Below are 21,212 nucleotides of genomic sequence, written 5' to 3' on the forward strand. Positions count from 1 at the left end.
GGGCGACCCTCCGCCTTGCGATCGCACGCACCAGACGCCGCCGGGCCTGCCCTTCGGGCAGACGACGCTACTTTCGAAACACGCCCTAGCCCGCGTCCTCGCTGTCGATGCCCAGGCCCGGCAGGAGGCCGGGGAGGAGGGGCGGCAGCGTGACGTCCGGCTCGGTGGTCGGGGTCGTGGACGGGGACGAGGTGCCGGTGTCCTGCGGCGGGTCGAGCAGGCCGCCCGTGTTGCCGTCGAGGAGGCCGTCCTCGCCGGAGTCGGCCGACTTGCTGGGGCCGCCGCTGTCGGGGCTGCCGGTGGCCGAGGAGTCGCCGCCCGCGCCGGGCGCGGTCGAGCGGCCGGTGCCCGACGGGCCGGGGGACGTCGGGCCGGCGCCCTGTCCACTGCCTTGTCCGCCGCCCGGGGCGGGGGGCTGGGGCAGCAGGGAGCGCAGCGGGGCGACCTCTTCGTCTATGGCGTCGAACACCGACGACACCTGCCGGCTGACGTCCCCGAGCTGGACGGGGAGCCGGTCGCGCAGGGCTCCCCAGACCTCGCGGTGCGAGCGCGAGAAGGTGGACAGGGCCTGGATGGGGCCGAGGGAGTCCGGGTCGCGCTCGTACGCCTCGTGGAGCAGGCGGTGGCCCTCGGAGGCGTCGTAGCGCATGCCGGACAGGGCACGGCGGACCTCGCCGACGGACTCGTGGTCGAGCTGGGCGCCGCCGCGCCCGCGCTCCATGAGCCGACGGGCCTCGCTGAGCCGGGTGGAGGCCTGGTCGAGATAGGCCTGGCCGCGCTCGCTCTCGCCCTCGGCGAGGTAGTTGAGCTTGAAATCCTCTATGCCGCGCTTCAGGCCGTAGAGCGAGTCGCCGGGGAGGGCTTCGGAACTCGCGGCCGCGACCCCGCCGAGGGCGCCGGCGGCCACTCCGATGCTCAGGCCGCCCGCGGTGAGGCCCTTGGCGAGCCGTGTCCGCGGCCGGAACTTGCCCAGCGGTGTCGCCCTGTGGGCACCCCGCGCCCGGACGGCGCGTTGTTCAGGCACCGAACGGCCCGCCGCCTCGCCCATGGTGCCCGCCTGAAGCATGGCCTCCATCGCGGCGACCAACTGCGCCCGCTGGACGACCTTGACCTCGGGGTCCATCTCCGGTCTGGGCAGCTCGGCGAGACTCGTCGCGAGGGCCAGGATCCGGCCCTGCTCGGTCTGGTCCGCGGCTGCCGGGGCCGGCGGTGGTCCTTCGGTCTGCTCGGCCGCCGTGCCCCGGTCGGACTGCTCCTCCAGGGCCTGGGCGAAGGCGTTCGCCCGCCGGTGCGCCGATACGTTCGCGATCACTGGCGGCACCTCCTCTCGTCATGACGGTCGACTCCTCGGGGGTCCTGAGGGTTGCACGCCCTCGACCGCTTCCGCGCGAACGAGTGATCGAGGCCGGCCAGGACGTGACCACAGGGAGCCTGTATCCCGCACAACGACTGGCGCGGCACTTGGGTTACGGACGGCGGATGATCGGATGGGGAAGTCAACGGACTTTCACTGAACGTGAGTTGATGTCGCCGACAGTAGGCGGGGGCGGAGTGGGAGCGGGCGGGGCCGGTGCCGGGTCAGCGGGTGTCGTCCGGCAGGAGACGGGCGAGCGTCCGGACGGCCCGGTACTGCAGGGTCTTGATGGCACCCTCGTTCTTGCCCATGACCCGCGCGGTCTCGGCGACGGAGAGGCCCTGGAGGAAGCGCAGGGTCACGCACTCCTGCTGCTGCGGGTTGAGCCGTCGTACGGCGTCCAGCAGGGCGGCGTTGGAGAGGGACTCGAGGACGGAGTCCTCCGGGGAGCGCGCGACCTCGTTGGCGTCGAGCATCTCGCCGGTGGTGACCTCCAGCCGGAAGCGGCTGGACTTGAAGTGGTCGGCGACGAGGTTGCGGGCGATGGTGACGAGCCAGGCGCCGAAGTCGCGGCCCTGCCAGGTGAAGGTGCCGATCCGGCGCAGGGCGCGCAGAAAGGTCTCACTGGTCAGGTCCTCGGCGGTCGCCTTGCTGCCCACGCGGTAGTAGATGTATCGGTACACCGTGTCGCTGTACTGGTCGTAGAGCCGCCCGAACGCGTCGGCCTCGCCGGCCTGGGCCCGCTCGACGAGGTCCATCATGCGGGCGCTGTCGCTGTCGGCGGCCGGTCGGCGGGCGGCGGTCGCGCCGGTCGCGCGTCCGCGTCTGCCGACCACCCGTCCGTCGCCCGACCGCCGCCCCTCGGCGACGGCGCCGCGCGCCGGCACCTGCTCGAGGCCGTCGGCCAGTGCGTAGCACGGGCGCACGGGCGCGGCGGCGAAGGCGGGGACGGCGTACGCGGTGGGGACGAAGCCGCGCAACAGGTCCTGGACCGTAGCGACCGTTGCGCGCAGCGTAGCCAGGCCCGAGGCGTCAACCCCGACGTGTGGGTACACGGGACTCCCAGAGGCAGAGCTTCCATCACGTGCAGTGCGGAACCTTTCACCCGTCGTAGCGACGGAGGGGTACCGGAATGCGTCTGAGGAGAATAACGCTTCGTGCAGGCACTGCTACACCCAGTTGCTCAATTCACCGGTTACGTCGCTTCCATGACCTGTTGACGCCCATTCAGGTTGCTTAGGGTGAACGCTTGTTGACCGGAAAGGTTCGTATTTTCGGCCGGACGGGGGCGTGTTGTGGCGGTGCGCAGACAACAGGACTGGCCGGGGGCGTGCGGGCGCACGAAGGCGGGATTGGCCGCGTTTCGCTGCGGCTGCCCGTGGGAGTGAGCGCCGTGACCGCGGTCGGACGGTCGTACCGTCGGCCAGCGGCCAGCGGCCAGCGGCCGTCGGCCAGCGGCCAGCGGCCAGCGGCCAGCGGCCAGCGGTCAGCGGCGGCGGCGGTGCAGTGCGATGGCCGCCGCGGTGCCGCCCGCCACCGCGCCCACGCCCGCCGCCGCCGGAATGCCGACCTTCGCCGCCTTGCGGCCCGTGCGGTAGTCGCGCAGCCGCCAGTCGAGTTCGCGGGCGTGCCTGCGGAGCTTGGCGTCGGGGTTGATCGCGTAGGGGTGGCCGACGAGGGAGAGCATCGGGATGTCGTTGTGGGAGTCGCTGTAGGCGGCGCAGCGGGAGAGGTCCAGGCCCTCCGCCGCGGCCAGGGCGCGGACCGCCTCGGCCTTCGCGGGGCCGTGCAGCGGTTCGCCGACCAGCTTGCCCGTGTAGATGCCGTCGACGGACTCGGCGACCGTGCCGAGGGCGCCGGTGAGGCCGAGACGGCGGGCGATCACCTGGGCGATCTCCACGGGGGCCGCGGTGACCAGCCACACCCGCTGGCCCGCGTCCAGGTGGGCCTGGGCGAGGGCACGGGTGCCGGGCCAGATCCGCTCGGCCATGTACTCGTCGTAGATCTCCTCGCCGATCGACTGCAGCTCGGCCACCCGGTGGCCCTTGACGATCGACAGGGCCGAGTCGCGGGCCTCCTGCATGTGTTCCGGGTCCTCGACGCCGGCCAGCCGGAACCACGCCTGCTGCCAGGCGAACCGGGCCAGGTCGCGGGTCTCGAAGAACTTCCGTTTGTACAGGCCCCGGCCGAAGTGGAAGAGGGCGGCGCCCTGCATCACCGTGTTGTCGAGGTCGAAGAACGCGGCGGCCAGGTCGTCGCCCTGCACGGGGAACTGCGGTTCCTGCGCGGAGACGTCCTTGCGGGCGGCCTCCGCCGAGGCCTCGCCTGCCAACACGCTCCGCGCCGTGGCGGAGCGCCTACGGGGGGTGAGCCATCCAAGAGCGGCCATGGCGTGAGCATAGCCAGTCCGGCCGGCGGTTCCGTCGGTCACGGGGTTCGGAGGGTGTGAACACTCCGCGGCCGTGTCGTCAAGGAAGGCGTCCGGCCGCCGGTGCGCGGCGCGCGGGAGAATGGCCGACATGAGTCCCCTCTTCCGCCGCAAGGGCCCCGCTCCGCAGGACCGGCTCGTGACGTTGATCGGCAAACCCGGATGTCATCTGTGCGACGACGCGCAGGAGGTGATCGAGAAGGTGTGCGCCGATCTCGGCGTGCCGTGGGAGAAGCGGGACATCACCGAGGACCCGCGGCTGCACGAGCAGTACTGGGAGCAGGTCCCGGTCGTGCTCGTGGACGGGCGGCAGCACACCTTCTGGCGCGTGAACGAGGAACGGCTCCGCGCGGAGCTCACGGGGAACTGACCGAGCAGTCCAAGTGTGGTGAAAAGTCGCTTAGGATCGATGGTGACCAGATCTCGGGGGCGGGATTCGTGAGGAGAGTGTGCGGTTTTGCCCCCGATAATCAAGGAACGCGCGCGGGTCTGCGCCGGTTCCCCGCGAAGACGCCGGGGGCGCGTGACCCCGGTCACGTTGGCCGGGCAAATCGGACACTATCTTTGTGCACGCGTTCACAAAGACATAGCCTGCATTCGACGGGGCGGTCTGGGGACGTGTGACCGCCTACAGCCCCGCTCTACCCGCAGGAGCACCGTGGCAACTGGCCGAACTCACCGACCGGCGACCCGTAGCCGAGGGATTCCCGAGGCCACCGTCGCCCGGCTTCCGCTGTACCTCCGCGCGCTGACCGCACTGTCGGAGCGCTCGGTTCCCACGGTCTCCTCCGAGGAGCTCGCGGCCGCGGCGGGAGTCAACTCCGCGAAGCTGCGCAAGGACTTCTCCTACCTGGGTTCCTACGGGACCCGGGGCGTCGGCTACGACGTCGAGTATCTCGTCTACCAGATCTCCCGCGAACTGGGCCTGACCCAGGACTGGCCGGTTGTGATCGTCGGCATCGGCAACCTCGGCGCGGCGCTGGCCAACTACGGCGGGTTCGCCTCCAGGGGCTTCCGGGTCGCGGCGCTCATCGACGCCGACCCCGAGATGACCGGCCGGCAGGTCGCCGGGATCCCGGTCCAGCACAGCGACGACCTGGAGAAGATCATCTCCGACAACGGCGTCTCCATCGGGGTCATCACCACCCCGCCGGGCGTCGCCCAGCAGGTGTGCGAGCGTCTCGTCGCCGCCGGCGTCACCTCCATCCTGAACTTCGCGCCGACCGTGCTGTCCGTCCCGGACGGCGTCGACGTGCGCAAGGTCGATCTCTCCATCGAGCTGCAGATCCTCGCCTTCCACGAGCAGCGCAAGGCCGGTGAGGAGGCCGCGGCGCACGACGGCGCCGCCCCCGCCCCCGCCCCCGCCGTGCGCCGCGCGGGCGCCACCGACCAGGGACCCGACGGGGACGTACCCGCCGTGATGCCGGCATGAGTCTCCTCGTCGTCGGGCTGAGCCACCGCAGCGCCCCCGTGAGCGTCCTGGAACGGGCCGCGCTCTCCGCGGACGCCCAGACCAAGCTGCTGCAGGACACCGTCGCCGCCGAACCGGCCACCGAGGCCGGGGTGCTCGCCACCTGCAACCGCATAGAGCTCTACGCCGACGTGGACAAGTTCCACGCCGGTGTCGCCGAGCTGTCCACGCTGCTCGCCCAGCACAGCGGCGTCGGTCTGGAGGAGCTCACCCCCTACCTCTACGTGCACTACGAGGACCGCGCCGTCCACCACCTGTTCTCGGTGGCCTGCGGACTGGACTCGATGGTCGTCGGCGAGGGGCAGATCCTCGGCCAGATCAAGGACTCCCTGGCCCGCGCCCAGGAGCTGCACACCGCGGGACGGCTGCTGAACGACCTGTTCCAGCAGGCCCTGCGGGTCGGCAAGCGGGCCCACTCCGAGACCGGCATCGACCGCGCCGGGCAGTCCCTGGTCACCTTCGGCCTGGAGCAGCTGGCGGCGGGCGGGGACGTCACCGCGTGGGCGCGGGGCAAGCGCGCCCTGGTCATCGGCGCCGGCTCCATGTCCTCGCTGGCCGCCGCGACGCTCGCGCGCGCCGGCGTCGCCGAGATCGTCGTCGCCAACCGCACCTTCGACCGCGCCGAGCGCCTCGCGCAGATCCTCGCCGAGAACGGGGAGCCGGTCATCGTCTCCCGGGCCGTGCCCATGGAGTCGGTACCGGCGGAACTGGCCCGTGCCGACGTCGCCGTCTCCTGCACCGGCGCTACCGGACTCGTCCTCACGGCGGAAGCGGTCGCGGCCGCCGTCGAGGGCCGTGCCGGAACGCCCGCAGCGCCCGCCGCTCCCGCCCCCGCCGGCGGCCGGCCCGAGCACGCGGACATACGGCCGCTGCCGCCGACCTCCGTGGGAACCGACGAGGGCTGTCCGCTGGACCTCTCCGCCGTGCAGCCCGGCTTCTCCCTGATGGGGGAGGCCGCCGTGGCCGGCATGGACGCGGCCACGCTGGAACAGCACGCCACCTGGGCGGCCGGCCAGGCCGTCGACCGCCGCGAGGCCGCGCGCCGCCCCGGGGCCGACGCCGAGCTGATCACCGCGCTGGCCGCGACCGCCGCCACCGTCGGCCGCATCCCCGAGCGCCGCAGGCCCGAGCCCGCCCCCGTGCCGGTACGGCCCGAGCCGGTGCTGTTCCTGCTGGACCTGGCGATGCCGCGGGACGTCGACGCGGCCGCGCACCGGCTCGCCGGGGTGCGGCTGGTGGACATCGAGTCGCTCGCCGAGGCCTCCGCGGACGTGCCGATGGCCGCCGACGTCGACCAGGTGCGGCGGATCGTCTCCGACGAGGTCGCCGCGTTCGGCGCCGCGCAGCGCGCCGCGCACATCACCCCGACCGTGGTCGCCCTGCGCGCCATGGCCGCCGACGTCGTCGCCGGCGAGATCGCCCGGCTCGACGGCCGGCTGCCGGGCCTGGACGACAAACACCGCGCGGAGATCACCCAGACCGTGCGGCGCGTCGTCGACAAGCTGCTGCACGCGCCGACCGTACGGGTCAAGCAGCTCGCCGCCGAACCCGGCGGAGCCGGATACGCGGACGCGCTGCGGACCCTGTTCGACCTCGACCAGGAGACGGTGGCCTCCGTCTCGCGCGCCGAGGACAGCACCGAGAAGAACGCAGAGAACCGAGGGCCGGCATGAGCGGCATGAGTACGAACGCACTGAGACTGGGGACCAGGCGCAGCAAGCTCGCCATGGCCCAGTCGGGGCAGGTGGCGGACGCCGTGAGCCAGGTGACCGGCCGGCCTGTCGAACTCGTCGAGATCACGACGTACGGCGACACCTCCCGAGAGCACCTCGCGCAGATCGGCGGCACGGGCGTGTTCGTCACCGCGCTGCGGGACGCGCTGTCGCGGGGTGAGGTCGACTTCGCGGTTCACTCGCTGAAGGACCTCCCGACCGGGCAGCCCGAGGACCTGGTCCTGGCCGCGATACCGGAACGCGAGGACCCGCGTGACGTCATCGTCGCCCGGGACGCGCTGAAGTTCACCGACCTGCCGCGCGGGGCGCGCATCGGTACGGGCTCGCCGCGCCGCACGGCGCAGCTGAACGCGTACGCGCGCAGCCACGGGCTGGACATCGAGACCGTGCCGATCCGGGGGAACGTCGACACCCGGATCGGGTACGTGCGCGACGGCGAACTGGACGCGGTCGTGCTGGCCGCGGCCGGGCTGAACCGCATGGGCCGCGGCGACGAGGTGACCGACTTCCTGTCGGTCGACACGGTCCTGCCCGCTCCCGGCCAGGGAGCACTGGCGATCGAGTGTGCCGCGGGCAACGCGGATCTGATCGCCGCGCTCGGCGAACTCGACGACCCGTTCACCCGGGCCGCCGTGACCGCCGAACGGTCACTGCTCGCCGCCCTGGAGGCCGGTTGCAGCGCCCCTGTGGGCGCGCTGGCCGACCTCCTGGCCGACGGGCAGATTGTCAAGGAAATGCGCCTGCGGGGCGTCGTCGGCACCACCGACGGTTCCCGCACGGTGCAGTTGTCCACCACCGGTCCCGTGCCCGAGACGTACGACCGGGCAATGGCGCTCGGCCGCGAACTCGCCGCCGAGATGCTCGCCCAGGGCGCGGCCGGTCTGATGGGGGAGCGAGCACAGTGAGCCCCACCACTCTTCCCACCGCTCCGGAACACGGGCACGTCACCTTCCTGGGTGCCGGACCCGGGGATCCGGGACTGCTGACTCTGCGCGCCGTGGAGGCGCTGGCCCACGCGGACGTCCTCGTCGCCGAGCACGAGGTGCTCGACGTCGTGCGCACGCACGCCCGACCCGGCGTCGCCGTCGTGCACGCGGAAGCCGGCCCGTCCTCGGGTCCTCTTCCGGGCACGGGCGGACCGCACCCGACGCTCGTTGACGCCACGTCAACAACCGCTGGGACCCCCGCCGTGCGGGATGCCGCACATCTTGTCATGGAGGCCGCGCGGGGCGGCAGGCGGGTCGTCCGTGCGGTGTCCGGGGACCCGGGACTTGATACGTACGCGGCCGCGGAAATGCTCGCCTGCGCGGCGGCCGGTGTGCCCTTCGAGGTCGTCCCCGGCATCGCGGCCGCCGTCGGCGTGCCCGCGTACGCCGGTGTGCCGCTGCGCGACGCGCAGGGTGCGGACGTCCGGTTCGTCGACGCGCGGACCGCCTCCGACCGGTGCTGGACCGAGGTCGGCGTGTCCGACGGGACCGTCGTCGTGTCCACGACGCTGGACTCCGTGGCTGCCGCCGCCGGGGAACTGGTCGCGGCCGGGCGCAAGCCCGACACCCCGATGACCGTCACCGTCGCCGGTACGACGACCCGGCAGCGGACCTGGAGCGCCACGCTCGGCACCATCGCGCAGACGCTGAAGCAGGCGAAGGTGCTGCCCTCGCCCGAGGGCGGCAGGCCGGTCATAGCCGTGGTCGGCGAGCGTTCCGCCCCCGCCCAGCGCGACCAGCTCGCGTGGTTCGAGTCCAAGCCGCTGTTCGGCTGGAAGGTGCTCGTGCCGCGCACCAAGGAGCAGGCGGCGTCGCTCTCCGACCAGCTGCGCTCCTACGGCGCCGTGCCGCACGAGGTGCCGACCATCGCCGTCGAGCCGCCGCGGACGCCCCAGCAGATGGAGCGGGCCGTCAAGGGCCTGGTGACCGGGCGGTACGAGTGGATCGCCTTCACCTCGGTGAACGCGGTCAAGGCCGTGCGGGAGAAGTTCGAGGAGTACGGGCTCGACGCCCGCGCCTTCGCCGGGATCAAGGTCGCGGCGGTGGGGGAGCAGACGGCCAAGGCGCTGGTCGCCTTCGGCGTGAAGCCGGACCTGGTGCCCAGCGGTGAGCAGTCCGCGGCGGGCCTGCTGGAGGACTGGCCGCCCTACGACCCGGTCTTCGACCCGATCGACCGGGTGTTCCTGCCGCGGGCCGACATCGCCACCGAGACGCTCGTGGCCGGGCTCATCGAGCTGGGCTGGGAGGTCGACGACGTCACCGCCTACCGGACCGTGCGGGCCTCGCCGCCGCCGGCCGAGACGCGGGAGGCCATCAAGGGCGGCGGGTTCGACGCCGTGCTGTTCACGTCGTCCTCCACCGTGCGCAACCTGGTGGGCATCGCCGGCAAGCCGCACAACGTGACGGTGATCGCCTGCATCGGCCCGGCGACCGCGAAGACGGCCGAGGAGCACGGGCTGCGGGTGGACGTGATGGCTCCGGAGCCGTCCGTGCACAAGCTCGCGGAGGCGCTGGCCGAGTTCGGCCTGCGGCGGCGTGCCGCCGCCCGGGAGGCCGGGGATCCGGTCAGCCGGCCGAGCGAGCGGCGGCCGGGGGCGCGGCGGCGTCGGGCGACGTAGCCGCCCTCAGCCTCGGAGGCACCTCGTGCGCCCCGTCGTCTCCTGTCGGAGACGGCGGGGCGTTGTGCGTGACGCGTGGTGCGTGACGTCAGTGGTCGGACGCGTACGGCAGGAAGGCCGCCCAGGCGGTGGGGGGGAGGGTGAGGCGCGGACCGTGCGGGCTCTTGGAGTCGCGGACGAGGATCTGGCCAGGGGCGGTGGCCACCTCGACGCAGTCGGGACCGTCAGCCGTGCTGTAGCTGCTCTTTATCCACTCCAGCTTGGCGTCGGAAGCGGAAGCCTTGAGCGTCATGTCTTCGTCTCTCCCAGTACTTTTTCGATGAAGGCCAACGACTCCCGAGGGCTGAGAGCCTGCGCGCGGATGACTCCGTAGCGGATGTCGAGAACCGTCGTTTCTTTGGGGTCGGTCATCACCCGGCTGCTAAGAGGCGCCTCACTGAACGCAACTGTGGCTCCGTCCTTGAGCTTGAGGAGCCGGAACGAACCATCGGTTCCCGAGTTCTCCTCGCGGTCGAGGGGCAGGATCTGAAGGTCCACGTTGCGCCACTGGCTCACCTCCAACAGCCGTTCGAGCTGCTGTCGCATGACCATCCTGCCCCCAATGGGCCTGCGCAGCGTCGACTCGCACTGAACGAAGCTGAAAACGCGTGCTCCCGACCGCGGATCGAGGATCCTCTGACGCGCCAAGCGCGCAGAAACCTGCTGGTTCACCTCTTCCTCGGTGAATGGTGGACGGCGCGCGTCGAAGACCGCCTGGGTGTACTCCGGGATCTGCAACAGCCCATGGATCACCGAGTTGTTGTACGCGCCCAGCTCAACAGCGTCCGCCTCCAGCTTCTTCAGGTCCCGGACCTTCTTCGGGTACCGGACCTCCGCCAGGTCCTCCTTCAGCGCCGCGATCCTGCCGCCCGCCGACAGGACCTCGTCCGCGCGGTCCAGGTACTCGGGGCGGGGGATGCGCCGGCCCCGCTCCACGGAGGAGACCTGTTCCTCGCCGTACCCGATGGCCGCGCCGAACTCGGCCTGGGTGAGGCCGGCCGACTCCCGCCACAGCTTCAACTGCCGCTGGACGGTCCTCATCACCGCCCCGGCTTCCTCGTCGTCCTCCGGCCCCGCGTCCCATCCACCCACGTCCGCCGTCCTCCCGTCGCGCCCTTCCCGGTCCAACCCCGACGCCCGCCCGCGGTCACCCCGTACGGCCCGGACGGAACCGGACACCTCACGGACAGACACCGTCCGCACGGGTTGCGATCATTCACAGCGTACGCACGCATGGACACTCTGAGTCACGTGAATCAGCAATCCGTGCGTACGCCCCTCCGCCAGTTCTCCGTCCCGCTCTCCGCCACCCGTCGCGGAGCCCGTCTCGCCCGCCTCCTCGCCGCCGAGCAACTGAACTCCTGGGGGCTGCCGTTGGACCCGGCCCGGCTCGTCGTCGCCGAACTCGCCGCGAACGCGGCCCTGCACGGTCACGTCCCCGGTCGGAGCTTCCGGCTCACGCTCTCCGTCCTCGGGCCCGGAACTTTGCGTATCGAGGTCGCGGACACCCGGGGTGATCGCCTGCCTGGCTCGGCACGGGCGAGTGGCGAGGCCCTCGCGGAATCCGGCTACGGGCTGCTGCTCGTCGAGGAGTCGGCCGACCGGTGGGGTGTTCGGTGCGGGCCGGTGCCGTGCAAGACCGTGTGGGCGGAAGTGGATTTCGCCCCGCCCCGGTGAACTCCGCACCGGAGCCCGGAAACACGGGGCCCGGTGAGAGGGACGCCCGTGCTCCGGGCCGTAAAAGACTCAAGAAACCGGGGAAAAACCCTTCCAACCAAACCAAACCCCGTCTTTGTCACTCGGGTGGGTGAAACGGGCCGTTGTGGCTGGCGTGTGCGCCGTCCCGCCGTGCACGCTCGGCACGGACCACCCCACACATGCTTCGGCCCCCGCCGGGACTGCCATCCCAGTGCGAGGGCCTGACCAAAGAGGAAGTCGAACCCCTTCCCCATGGCTGTGACGAAGCCTATCCCTGCCCCGCGCCCGGCACCGGGCGTTCGGCGGAGCGCCACCCCCTCCGGTGTCACCCACGTACGTGCGTACCAGTCGAGCCACTACACGATCATCGGCAACCACCTCGCCCAGCACCGGGCGCTGTCCCTGACCGCGATCGGACCGGCCGTCCACATCCTGTCGCTGCCGCAGGGCGCCCCCGTCGACATCCGCAGCCTCGCCGACCGCTTCCCCGAAGGGCGGGACCGCATCGCCTTCGGGCTGCGGGAGCTGGAGGCGCACGGCTATCTGGAGCGGGTGCGCGAGCGCACGGAGGGGGGCCGTTTCGTCACACGGACGTACGCGCACAACGCCCCGGCGCTCACCCGGAGCCGGGCGGAGGCGTCCGAGGTACGGGACGAGCCGGTCGTCGTGTCCGTCGCCAGGGTCGCCTCCGTCACCACGGCGGTGCCCGTGGCCCCGGCCGTGCCGGCCGCCGTCGCGGAAGTCGCAGGAGCCGAGGGGGCGGACGACCCCGTGCCCGAAGAGCCTCCGTCGGTGCCGTCCGAACCCCGCGGACAGGAACCGTTCGACAGCGGACACCGCGACAAGGCCTCCGCCCTGCTTGCCGGACTGCGTCGCACCGACGACCGCTTCACGCTCTCCCGGAAGGACGTGGAACGCCTCATTCCCGCCGTCGTCGCCTGGTTCGACAACGGCGCCTCCCGGGCCGCCGTGATCCACGCGATGACCGACGACGTTCCCGTCCTCCTGAAAACTCCCGCCGGGTTCCTCGCCCGCCGGCTCCGGGAGGGGCTCCCGCCGCCCCTGCCACCCCTGTCACCTTTCGCGGCACCCGGCGAGGACCCGCCTCCCGCACCGGTGGCGACCACACCGGAGCCCTGGGCCGACCCCTGGACGGACTGCGAGGGCGGCTGCACCCGCGTCCTTCCCACCGCGGGGCCGGAGAGGGTTTGTCGCGACTGCCGTGCCCGCAGAGCGGCGACGGCCCCCGTGCCCGCCCCCGCGGCCTGAACCTCTCGCGGGGAACGGCCGGATGTCTCCCCGCGGCCGCGGAACCCGCCCCGACCCTCCACGACTCCCGAGGAAGCAGCCCATGCCCGACGACGCGACCCACTCCGCCTACGCACGCGTGTACCGAGTCCTGCTCCAAGCGGCCGACGACCTGGAGACCCTGAGGCAGGAGGGCGCCGAGATCGGCGTGGAACCCCATGCCGGTGCCGCGCTGGCGGCGGTCAGGCTCGCCTCGGCCGTGCTGTTCCCCACCGTGCGCTGTCAGACGCCGCCCTGGTCCCAGGACACCGACCGCCTGCTGGACCTGTGCGTCAACTGGCGTGACGCCGCTTTCCGGGTCGGTGAGTTCGCGCCGGAGCCCGCGCTGCGGATCGTCGCGGACGAGGACGGCCAGGACGGCGAGGGCGGTCCGGGGCCGACGGGGCGTCGGCAAAGGGGTGGGTGGGACGGGCGTAGCGTGGACGCATGACGACGTACGGATCCTTTCCCGGTTCGCGTCCGCGGCGGCTGCGGACCACCCCCGTCATGCGGCGCATGGTCGCCGAGACCCGGCTGCACCCGGCCGACTTCATCCTTCCCGCGTTCGTGCGGGAGGGCGTGAGCGAGCCGGTGCCGATCGGGGCGATGCCCGGGGTCGTGCAGCACACCCGCGACAGCCTGAAGAAGGCCGCCGCGGAGGCCGTGGAGGCCGGGATCTCCGGGATCATGCTCTTCGGGGTGCCGGAGGAGTCCAAGAAGGACGCCCTCGGGACCGTGGGGACCGACCCGGACGGCATCCTCCAGGTCGCGCTGCGGGACGTGCGGGCCGAGGTCGGGGACGACCTGCTGGTGATGTCCGACCTCTGCCTCGACGAGTTCACCGACCACGGGCACTGCGGGGTACTCGACGAGCAGGGCCGGGTCGACAACGACGCCACCCTCGAGCGGTACGCCGAGATGGCGCAGGTCCAGGCCGACGCGGGCGCCCACGTCGTGGGGCCCAGCGGCATGATGGACGGGCAGATCGGGGTCGTCCGCGACGCCCTCGACCAGATCGGGCGGGAGGACGTCGCCATCCTGGCCTACACCGCCAAGTACTCCTCCGCCTTCTACGGGCCCTTCCGGGAGGCCGTCGGCTCCTCGTTGCGGGGGGACCGCAAGACGTACCAGCAGGACCCCGCCAACGTGCGGGAGTCCCTGCGCGAGCTGGCTCTCGACCTCGAGGAGGGCGCCGACATGGTGATGGTCAAGCCGGCCGGGCCCTACCTCGACGTCCTCGCGCGGGTCGCCGACGCGGTGGACGTGCCCGTCGCCGCCTACCAGATCTCCGGCGAGTACTCGATGATCGAGGCCGCCGCCGAGAAGGGCTGGATCGACCGCGACCGGGCGATCCTGGAGACGCTCACCGGCATCAAGCGGGCGGGGGCGCAGAACATCCTCACCTACTGGGCCACCGAGGTGGCCCGGACCCTGCGCTGACCCGCTGACCCGCTGACCCGTCGGCCTCCTTGCTCACCGGCTCACCAGGCGAGCGCGTCGTCCATGCTCTGCTGCCAGTACGTCACCGTCAGCGAGCTGTCGTAGTAGACGCCCTCGGCCGGGAGCGGCGGCGTCGCGGAGGCGCCGCCGTTGCTGTTCGGGGTGCGGCCCTGGAAGGCGACCGTCAGCTTCTTGGCGGTCGTCCCGCCGTCGCCGCTGCCGTCGGCCGCCGACAGCAGGACGCCCGCGTAGCCGGACTCGCCGGGCGAGAGGGTCGTGACCGCCTGCGGCTTGGTCGCCTCCGCCGCCGCGGGCGCCCACTGCATCTCGTCGAAGCGGAGCACCGGGTAGTAGGTCAGGTCGCACACCTTGCTGCCGGTGTTGGTGACCGTGATCAGCATGTGGTTGAGGGGGCGCGGGACCGGCTGGGCGGTCACCTTCGTGTTCGAGCCGTTGCACAGGACGCGGTTCTCGGGGGCGTTCGGGTCCTTGTCGTCGGTGGCGGTGCCGGCACCGGCGCCCGGCTTGGCGGACGTTCCGCCGGCCGGCTTCGCGGCCGAGCCCGAGCCCGATCCGGTGCTGGTGTCCGTGCCGGTACCCGTACCCGTCCCCGTGTCCGAGCCGGTGGTCGGCTTGTCGGTTCCCCGGGGCTGTGCGGTGACCGACGACGCGGGGGCGGACGCGCCCTCGTCCTCGGTGCCCGTTCCGTTCTCGCAGGCCGTGAGCGAGAGGGCGGCGAGCGCGGCGACTGCGGGGACGAGCCGGCGGCTGGTGCGGCGGATGCGCATGGTGAATTCCTCTTACCGAAAAGGGTGGTTGGCGTACGCCGCTCGACCGGGTGCCGGGGGCGGCGTGCTTGGATGGCCACAGCTTGTGGGGAGATCCGTCCCGGCCGCCACGACCTGCGGACGATCCGGGACGCTGGAACGCCCGCAACGCGTCTGAGCTGGGGAAACGCACCATCCCTGGAACGCCGGGATGGGACACGAGGGGTGGACGAACAGTGGCTGCGGCCGAGTTCGCGGAACTACTGCGAGAACTGAAGGACCGATCCGGGCTGAGCTACGGCACGCTCGCGAAACGGCTCCACATGAGTACGTCGACGCTGCACCGCTACTGCAACGGGGACGCCGTCCCCACGGACTACGCGCCTGTGGAACGGCTCGCCCGGCTGTGCAAGGCCTCGCCGGCCGAGCTGGTCGAGCTGCACCGGCGGTGGGTGCTGGCGGACGCGGCGCGGGGGAAGAAGGAGAGCGGGCCGGCGGCGGAGCCGGACGCGGCGTCGACGGTGAAGCCGGACGCGGTGCCGGTGGTGGAGCCTGACGCGGCCCCGGCGGAGGGCGTGCGGGGGGAACCCGAGCCCGGGCCGGCGGAGGGCGTGCGGGGCGGCGACCCCGAGCCGGGTCCGGCCGCCCTCGTCACCGACCTCGTGCGGGACGGCGTACCGCGGCCGTCCGCCGGTCGGCGCCGACGGCGGGCCGTTCTGGCCGGTGTCGCCGTCGTCGCCGTGGCCGGAGCCGTGGTTCTCGGGATGCGGCTGTCCGACGGTGGCGTCGAGGACGCCGGGGGTGCGCGGGGCGCCGGGGCCGCCCCGTCCGTGCAGGAGAGGGGGACGGGGAGCGCGTCGCCGTCCGGGAGCGGGTCGGCCTCCGCCTCGCCGTCCGCGTCGGCGTCCGTGTCCGCGTCCTCTTCGGGGACGCCGTCACCCTCGGTCTCCGGCGCCGAACGGCCCGGCGCGGCCGTCGAGGACGGCGGCGGGGCTCCTCCGCTCACGGTGGAGGTCCGCCCGAACGCCTGGCTGGACCCCTGCGGCCAGCGCTACCTGATCGACCGTGAGCCGGGACGGGTCTCGCCGCCGCCCGTCGAGCAGGACGCGCCCGCCTGGGTGGCCGCGCACGGGGCCGTGTCCTCGGGGTCGCAGTTCGTGCAGGTGACCGTGCAGGGGACCGGTGACGAGACGGTGGTCGTCGACGGGCTGAAGGTCCGCACGGTCCAGAAGCGGACGCCGCTCGCCTGGAACGACTACGCCATGGGCTATCCGGGCGTCGGCTGCGGGGGCGGGGTGCCGACCCGCTACTTCACCGTGGCCCTCGACGCCGTGCGCCCGGCGCTGGTGCCGGAGGCCGGGCACGCCGACTTCCCCTTCAAGGTCAGCGAGTCCGACCCCGAGGTCTACTACATCGACGCCGACGCCTCCGCGTACGACGTGAGCTGGACGCTGGAGCTGTCCTGGTCCAGCGGGTCCCGGCACGGCACGCTGGTCGTCGACGACAAGGGCAGGCCGTTCCGCACGAGCGGCAACAACGGGCGGCCCGCGTACGAGTTCCCGCTCGGCGGGTCCGCGTGGCAGCGGGCGGGGGCGTCCCCGACGCCGTAGAGCCCGTCCGCCTTTCGCGGTCCGCACCCTCCCGGCCGTGCTTCGTGACGCAGACCCCGCAGGAGACCGCGGAGGGGCTGCCGGGACGGGGATTCAGGGGGAGCGGGGAGGGCGGTCAGTCCCACCAGAAGGACCAGGCGTGCTCGCCGAGCAGCCCGGCGGCGTACGCCTTCAGGGTGCCGGATCCCTGGAGGACGTTGTCCGGGCAGAACGCGAAGTGTTCGGCGGCCACCGCCTCCGCCTCCGCGACGGTGGTGGGCGGGGCCGCCACCGAGACGGCCAGGACGTCGAAGCCGATACCCACGACCCGTATGCCGAAACGGTCCTCCCACGAACGCAGGACCGCGGACAGCCGCGCCGTGTCGTTCTCGTGGTTCACCGGGCCCGACCAGCCGATGACCGCCGGTACGTCCGCGCTGCGGCGGGCCGGTACGAGGGCCAGGTGCGGTGCCTCGAACCACGAGGGTCCCTCACCCGCGAGGAGGTCGGCGACCTGCGCGGCCCGCGCGTCCGGATCGGCTTGGAGCGAGGGGGCGTCGGCCGGACCGGGCCACTCCTCGTCCTCCGCCGCCCACTCCTCCCAGAGGTCCGCGAGCACCTCCTCCGCGTCGTGGTCCCCCGGGTACGACATGTCGGCGGGCGCCAGGTCCCACCGCTGCGGCCCGCCCTGGGAACCGCCCAGGGCGACGAGGACCGGGACCAGACCGGCCCGCCCCGCGGGTCCGCCCAGCGCCGCCCAGTTGCCCGGTGCCGCCGCCCGTTCGGCGTGCCACAACAGTGGCTCGTGCCACACCCCTTGGTCCGTCGTGTCGATCAGCCGGCCCGGCGGGAGCTGGAGGCCGAGGGAACGTCCGCTGGGGTCGGACGCCAGCTTGGGCAGCGGGTTGGGAAGAGTCGCCATGCCGGTGACTGTAGGGGGAGGGTCTGACAACGGCTCAGAAGCCGGCCGGCAGGGCCGTACGGGGGCGGTGCGCCGGGGACCGGCGCTCGCCGGCCGTCCACCGGGCCGCAGACGCGCGGTCCGGTGGGCGGCGCACCGTCAGAGCCGCTCGGGCGTCCGGATGCCCAGCAGGGCCATGCCCTTGTGGAGGGTGCGGCCGGTGAGGTCCACCAGGAAGAGGCGGTTCTCGACGACCTCCGGTGCATTGTCCGCGGACAGCACGTGGCACTGGTCGTAGAACGTCGTCAGGTGCGAGGCCAGCTGGTACAGGTACGCGGCCAGCTTGTGCGGCTCGTAGGCCGCCGCGACCTCCTGGACCGTCTCGCCGAACTGGTCCAGGTGCAGGCCCAGCGCCCGCTCCGCCGGGGCCAGTTCCAGCTCCGGGTGCGCGGCCGGGCGGGCCTCGCCCGCCTTGCGCAGGATCGACTGGACACGCGCGTACGCGTACTGGAGGTAGACCGACGTGTCGCCGTTCAGCGAGACCATCTGGTCCAGGTCGAACTTGTAGTCCCGCACGGCGGAGGTCGACAGGTCGGCGTACTTGACGGCGCCGATGCCGACGTACCGGCCGTTCTCCTCGATCTCCCGCTCGGTCAGGCCGACCTTCTCCGCCTTCTCCCGCACGACCGCCGTGGCGCGGTCGACCGCCTCGTCGAGGAGGTCGACCAGCTTCACCGTCTCGCCCTCACGGGTCTTGAACGGCTTGCCGTCCTTGCCCAGGACCGTGCCGAAGGCGAGCTGGTGCGCCGTGGCGTCGCCGTTCAGCCAGCCGGCCCTGCGCGCGGTCTCGAAGACCATCTTGAAGTGCAGCGACTGCCGGGCGTCGACGACGTAGACGAGCGTGTCCGCCTTGAGGTGCAGGACGCGGTCGCGGATCGCCGACAGGTCGGTCGCCGCGTAGCCGTAGCCGCCGTCCGACTTCTGCACGATCAGCGGGACCGGGTTGCCGTCCGGGCCCTTGACGTCGTCGAAGAAGACGCACAGGGCGCCCTCCGAGCGGACCGCCACGCCCGACTCCTCCAGGAGACGGCAGGTCTCCGCCAGCATGTCGTTGTAACCCGACTCGCCGACGATGTCCTCGTCCCGGATCTCCATGTCCAGCTTCTCGAAGACGGAGAAGAAATAGATCTTCGACTCGTCGACGAACCGCTGCCACACGGCGAGGGTGTGCGGGTCCCCGGCCTGGAGGTCCACCACCCGGCGCCGGGCCCGCGTCTTGAACTCCTCGTCCGCGTCGAACAGCCTGCGCGCGGCCTTGTAGAGGCGGTCGAGGTTCGACATCGCCTCCTCACCGCTGACCTCGGAGTCCTTGTGGTCCAGCTCGTGCGGGTGCTCGTCCAGGTACTGGATGAGCATGCCGAACTGGGTGCCCCAGTCGCCGATGTGGTGCCGGCGCACCACGGTCTCGCCGGTGAACTCCAGGATCTGCACGACCGCGGCACCGATGACCGCCGACCGCAGGTGGCCGACGTGCATCTCCTTCGCCACGTTCGGCTGGGCGTAGTCGATCACCGTGGTGCCCGGCGCGTCCGCGAGGGGCACACCGAGGCGGTCGGCGTCCGCGTACCGCGCGCCGAGGTTCTCCACGATCGCCCGGTCGGTGACCGTCACGTTCAGGAAGCCCGGCCCGGAGACCTCGATGTCCTTGATCAGGTCACCGGCGGCCACCCGGGAGACGACCTGCGTCGCCAGCTCCCGCGGGTTGGCCTTCGCCTTCTTCGCCAGGGCCAGGATGCCGTTCGCCTGGTAGTCCGCCCGGTCGCTGCGTCGCAGCAGCGGGTCCGCGCCGACGGCCTCCGGCAGAGCAGCCGAGAGGGCGGACGCGAGGCGCTGTTCGACGGAGTGACTGAGGGACGTGACCGAGGCCATGGGGTGGCTGCCGTTCTGCTCGGGTTCCGGAAAGTACTACGGAGACCGAGTATCCCACGCGGTGAAAAGCGGTTTTCGCGGATGCGGCCCGGCCTGGGACAATGGAACGCACTTCGAACCTTCAAGCCTTCACACCAGAGGACGTGCCGATCGTGGCTCAGAGCACCGAGACCACCGACTGGGTCTCCCGTTTCGCGGATGAGGTCATCGAGGAGTCGGAGCGTCGGGCCCCGGGCAAAGCGACATCACTCGCTGCCGCTCCGGTGGTCGTCGTCGCGTCCGGCCTCTCCCCCTCGGGCCCCATCCACCTCGGGAACCTCCGCGAGGTCATGACGCCGCACCTCGTCGCCGACGAGATCCGCCGGCGCGGCCACCAGGTGCGCCACCTGATCTCCTGGGACGACTACGACCGCTACCGCAAGGTGCCGGCCGGGATCGCGGGGGTCGACGAGTCCTGGGCCGAGCACATCGGCAAGCCGCTGACCTCCGTCCCCGCCCCGCCGGGCTCGGCCCACCCGAACTGGGCCGAGCACTTCAAGGCCGCGATGGTCGAGTCGCTGGCGGAGCTGGGCGTCGAGTTCGACGGGATCAGCCAGACCCGGCAGTACACCTCCGGCGTCTACCGCGAGCAGATCCTGCACGCCATGCGGCACCGCGGCGACATCGACGCGATCCTCGACCAGTACCGCACCAAGAAGGCCCCGGCCAAGAAGCAGCAGCAGAAGCCGCTCGACGAGGCCGAGCTGGAGGCCGCCGAGGGCTCCGGCGCCGCGGCCGAGGACGACGGCAGCTCCGGCTCGGCCGGCTACTTCCCGTACAAGCCGTACTGCGGCAACTGCGAGAAGGACTTCACCACCGTCACCGCCTACGACGACGACAGCACCGAGCTGACGTACGTCTGCGACCCCTGCGGCTTCTCCGAGACCGTCCGGCTCAACGAGTTCAACCGCGGCAAGCTGGTCTGGAAGGTCGACTGGCCCATGCGCTGGGCGTACGAAGGCGTCATCTTCGAGCCCAGCGGCGTCGACCACTCCTCGCCCGGCTCCTCCTTCCAGGTCGGCGGGCAGATCGTCGGCATCTTCGGCGGCAAGCAGCCGATCGGCCCGATGTACGCGTTCGTCGGCATCAGCGGCATGGCCAAGATGTCCTCGTCCAAGGGCGGCGTCCCGACCCCCGCCGACGCCCTGAAGATCATGGAGCCGCAGCTCCTGCGCTGGCTGTACGCCCGCCGCCGCCCCAACCAGTCCTTCAAGATCGCCTTCGACCAGGAGATCCAGCGGCTCTACGACGAGTGGGACAAGCTCGACGCCAAGGTCGCCGACGGCTCCGCCCTGCCCGCCGACGTGGCCGCCCACTCCCGCGCGGTCCGCACTGCCGGCGGCGAGCTGCCCCGCACGCCCCGGCCGCTGCCGTACCGCACCCTCGCCTCCGTCGCCGACATCACCGCCGGACACCAGGACCAGGCGCTGCGCATCCTCAGCGAACTGGACCCCGACAACCCGCTCGGCACCCTCGACGAGGCACGCCCCCGCTTCGACAGGGCCGAGGCCTGGATCAACACGCACGTCCCCGCCGACCAGCGGACCGTCGTGCGCGAGGAACCCGACGCCGAACTGCTGAAGTCCCTCGACGAGGCTTCCCAGCAGTCGCTGCGGCTCCTGCTCGACGGCCTCGCCGAGAACTGGTCCCTCGACGGGCTCACCCACCTCGTGTACGGCGTGCCCAAGGTGCAGGCCGGGTTCTCCCCGGACGCCACGCCCAAGGAACTGCCGCCGGAGATCAAGACCGCCCAGCGGACGTTCTTCGCGCTGCTGTACCACCTGCTCGTCGGGCGCGACACCGGGCCGCGACTGCCCACCCTGCTGCTGGCCGTGGGCCAGGAGCGGGTGCGGGCCCTGCTCGGGGAGTAGGCCCGGCCGGACGACGGAAGGGGGCACCCGGTGTCAGCACCGGGTGCCCCCTTCCGTCGTC

At 72.2% G+C, this 21,212-nt stretch carries 19 protein-coding genes; 11 read left to right on the forward strand and 8 right to left on the reverse strand.

Annotated elements, in window-relative coordinates; genetic code table 11:
- Window positions 1-85 precede the first annotated feature (85 nt).
- The 3 genes from AB0N31_RS30365 to AB0N31_RS30375 form a co-directional block, all read right to left on the reverse strand.
- Complete coding sequence (locus AB0N31_RS30365) at window positions 86-1,312, reverse strand: DUF5667 domain-containing protein (protein WP_366061659.1); 1,227 nt, start codon at window positions 1,310-1,312, stop codon at window positions 86-88.
- Window positions 1,313-1,578: 266 nt separating this feature from the next.
- Window positions 1,579-2,409, reverse strand: a complete 831-nt coding sequence (locus tag AB0N31_RS30370; protein ID WP_366061660.1) for an ECF subfamily RNA polymerase sigma factor, BldN family — start codon at window positions 2,407-2,409, stop codon at window positions 1,579-1,581.
- A gap of 431 nt (window positions 2,410-2,840) precedes the next feature.
- On the reverse strand, window positions 2,841-3,743 hold the full coding sequence (locus tag AB0N31_RS30375; protein ID WP_366061661.1) for an HAD-IB family hydrolase: 903 nt from the start codon (window positions 3,741-3,743) through the stop codon (window positions 2,841-2,843).
- 121 nt (window positions 3,744-3,864) lie between these two features.
- On the opposite strand from AB0N31_RS30375, the gene AB0N31_RS30380 reads away from it, so the two are divergent.
- The 5 genes from AB0N31_RS30380 to AB0N31_RS30400 all read left to right on the forward strand — a co-directional run bounded on the left by AB0N31_RS30380 (window position 3,865) and on the right by AB0N31_RS30400 (window position 9,591).
- Window positions 3,865-4,152, forward strand: coding sequence for a glutaredoxin family protein (locus AB0N31_RS30380; RefSeq protein WP_366061662.1), 288 nt, complete (start codon window positions 3,865-3,867; stop codon window positions 4,150-4,152).
- A 288-nt stretch (window positions 4,153-4,440) separates the two neighbouring features.
- Window positions 4,441-5,214: a redox-sensing transcriptional repressor Rex gene (locus tag AB0N31_RS30385; protein ID WP_366061663.1), complete on the forward strand. Its 774-nt coding sequence runs from the start codon at window positions 4,441-4,443 to the stop codon at window positions 5,212-5,214.
- A complete protein-coding gene (locus AB0N31_RS30390) occupies window positions 5,211-6,926 on the forward strand; it encodes a glutamyl-tRNA reductase (protein WP_366061664.1) in 1,716 nt (571 codons plus the stop codon). Before AB0N31_RS30385 ends, AB0N31_RS30390 begins: the two co-directional genes overlap by 4 nt.
- Before the next feature lie 5 nt (window positions 6,927-6,931).
- On the forward strand, window positions 6,932-7,891 hold the full coding sequence (gene hemC, locus AB0N31_RS30395; protein ID WP_366061665.1) for a hydroxymethylbilane synthase: 960 nt from the start codon (window positions 6,932-6,934) through the stop codon (window positions 7,889-7,891).
- Window positions 7,888-9,591, forward strand: a complete 1,704-nt coding sequence (locus tag AB0N31_RS30400) for a uroporphyrinogen-III synthase (RefSeq protein WP_366061666.1) — start codon at window positions 7,888-7,890, stop codon at window positions 9,589-9,591. Before hemC ends, AB0N31_RS30400 begins: the two co-directional genes overlap by 4 nt.
- Before the next feature lie 88 nt (window positions 9,592-9,679).
- Here the strand turns inward: AB0N31_RS30400 and AB0N31_RS30405 are convergent, their stop codons facing one another.
- Window positions 9,680-9,883, reverse strand: a complete 204-nt coding sequence (locus tag AB0N31_RS30405) for a DUF397 domain-containing protein (protein WP_366061667.1) — start codon at window positions 9,881-9,883, stop codon at window positions 9,680-9,682.
- Window positions 9,880-10,722 carry a helix-turn-helix transcriptional regulator gene (locus AB0N31_RS30410; protein ID WP_366061668.1) on the reverse strand — a complete coding sequence of 281 codons (843 nt, stop codon included), beginning with the start codon at window positions 10,720-10,722 and terminating at the stop codon, window positions 9,880-9,882. The genes AB0N31_RS30405 and AB0N31_RS30410 overlap by 4 nt, the downstream gene beginning before the upstream one ends.
- 141 nt (window positions 10,723-10,863) lie before the next feature.
- Between AB0N31_RS30410 and AB0N31_RS30415 the strand changes: the two genes are divergently transcribed.
- From AB0N31_RS30415 to hemB, 4 genes are all read left to right on the forward strand, one after another.
- Entirely contained in the window at window positions 10,864-11,307 is a 444-nt protein-coding gene (locus AB0N31_RS30415; RefSeq protein WP_366061669.1) for an ATP-binding protein, read from the forward strand.
- A gap of 273 nt (window positions 11,308-11,580) precedes the next feature.
- A complete protein-coding gene (locus AB0N31_RS30420) occupies window positions 11,581-12,597 on the forward strand; it encodes a helix-turn-helix domain-containing protein (RefSeq protein ID WP_366061670.1) in 1,017 nt (338 codons plus the stop codon).
- Between the two features lie 82 nt (window positions 12,598-12,679).
- On the forward strand, window positions 12,680-13,066 hold the full coding sequence (locus AB0N31_RS30425; RefSeq protein WP_366061671.1) for a hypothetical protein: 387 nt from the start codon (window positions 12,680-12,682) through the stop codon (window positions 13,064-13,066).
- On the forward strand, window positions 13,063-14,055 hold the full coding sequence (hemB, locus tag AB0N31_RS30430; protein ID WP_366061672.1) for a porphobilinogen synthase: 993 nt from the start codon (window positions 13,063-13,065) through the stop codon (window positions 14,053-14,055). The genes AB0N31_RS30425 and hemB overlap by 4 nt, the downstream gene beginning before the upstream one ends.
- Window positions 14,056-14,096: 41 nt before the next feature.
- Here hemB and AB0N31_RS30435 read toward each other — a convergent pair whose 3' ends face one another.
- On the reverse strand, window positions 14,097-14,843 hold the full coding sequence (locus AB0N31_RS30435; protein WP_366061673.1) for a DUF4232 domain-containing protein: 747 nt from the start codon (window positions 14,841-14,843) through the stop codon (window positions 14,097-14,099).
- A gap of 215 nt (window positions 14,844-15,058) precedes the next feature.
- Here AB0N31_RS30435 and AB0N31_RS30440 point away from each other — a divergent pair, with 215 nt between their 5' ends.
- The gene (locus AB0N31_RS30440; protein WP_366061674.1) at window positions 15,059-16,432 is read left to right on the forward strand and encodes a helix-turn-helix transcriptional regulator; all 1,374 of its coding nucleotides are present in this window, start codon (window positions 15,059-15,061) and stop codon (window positions 16,430-16,432) included.
- A gap of 115 nt (window positions 16,433-16,547) precedes the next feature.
- On the opposite strand, the gene AB0N31_RS30445 is transcribed toward AB0N31_RS30440, so the two are convergent.
- Together AB0N31_RS30445 and argS are read right to left on the reverse strand one after the other, a co-directional pair.
- Entirely contained in the window at window positions 16,548-17,333 is a 786-nt protein-coding gene (locus AB0N31_RS30445) for a DUF4253 domain-containing protein (protein ID WP_366061675.1), read from the reverse strand.
- A gap of 138 nt (window positions 17,334-17,471) precedes the next feature.
- The gene (argS, locus tag AB0N31_RS30450; RefSeq protein WP_366061676.1) at window positions 17,472-19,241 is read right to left on the reverse strand and encodes an arginine--tRNA ligase; all 1,770 of its coding nucleotides are present in this window, start codon (window positions 19,239-19,241) and stop codon (window positions 17,472-17,474) included.
- Between the two features lie 143 nt (window positions 19,242-19,384).
- Here argS and lysS point away from each other — a divergent pair, with 143 nt between their 5' ends.
- Window positions 19,385-21,151, forward strand: coding sequence for a lysine--tRNA ligase (lysS, locus tag AB0N31_RS30455; RefSeq protein ID WP_366061677.1), 1,767 nt, complete (start codon window positions 19,385-19,387; stop codon window positions 21,149-21,151).
- The last annotated feature ends 61 nt before the right edge of the window (window positions 21,152-21,212 follow it).

Source organism: Streptomyces sp. NPDC051051, assembly GCF_040682975.1.
In the GTDB taxonomy this organism is placed as follows: domain Bacteria; phylum Actinomycetota; class Actinomycetes; order Streptomycetales; family Streptomycetaceae; genus Streptomyces.

Coding starts and splice junctions, on each gene's coding strand:
- AB0N31_RS30380 (WP_366061662.1), top strand. CDS start 3,865: ATGGCCGACATGAGTCCCCTCTTCCGCCGCAAGGGCCCCGCTCCGCAG.
- AB0N31_RS30415 (WP_366061669.1), top strand. CDS start 10,864: ATGGACACTCTGAGTCACGTGAATCAGCAATCCGTGCGTACGCCCCTC.
- hemC (WP_366061665.1), top strand. CDS start 6,932: ATGAGTACGAACGCACTGAGACTGGGGACCAGGCGCAGCAAGCTCGCC.
- argS (WP_366061676.1), bottom strand. CDS start 19,241: ATGGCCTCGGTCACGTCCCTCAGTCACTCCGTCGAACAGCGCCTCGCG.
- AB0N31_RS30420 (WP_366061670.1), top strand. CDS start 11,581: ATGGCTGTGACGAAGCCTATCCCTGCCCCGCGCCCGGCACCGGGCGTT.
- hemB (WP_366061672.1), top strand. CDS start 13,063: ATGACGACGTACGGATCCTTTCCCGGTTCGCGTCCGCGGCGGCTGCGG.
- AB0N31_RS30445 (WP_366061675.1), bottom strand. CDS start 17,333: ATGGCGACTCTTCCCAACCCGCTGCCCAAGCTGGCGTCCGACCCCAGC.
- AB0N31_RS30425 (WP_366061671.1), top strand. CDS start 12,680: ATGCCCGACGACGCGACCCACTCCGCCTACGCACGCGTGTACCGAGTC.
- AB0N31_RS30405 (WP_366061667.1), bottom strand. CDS start 9,883: ATGACGCTCAAGGCTTCCGCTTCCGACGCCAAGCTGGAGTGGATAAAG.
- AB0N31_RS30390 (WP_366061664.1), top strand. CDS start 5,211: ATGAGTCTCCTCGTCGTCGGGCTGAGCCACCGCAGCGCCCCCGTGAGC.
- AB0N31_RS30375 (WP_366061661.1), bottom strand. CDS start 3,743: ATGGCCGCTCTTGGATGGCTCACCCCCCGTAGGCGCTCCGCCACGGCG.
- AB0N31_RS30435 (WP_366061673.1), bottom strand. CDS start 14,843: ATGCGCATCCGCCGCACCAGCCGCCGGCTCGTCCCCGCAGTCGCCGCG.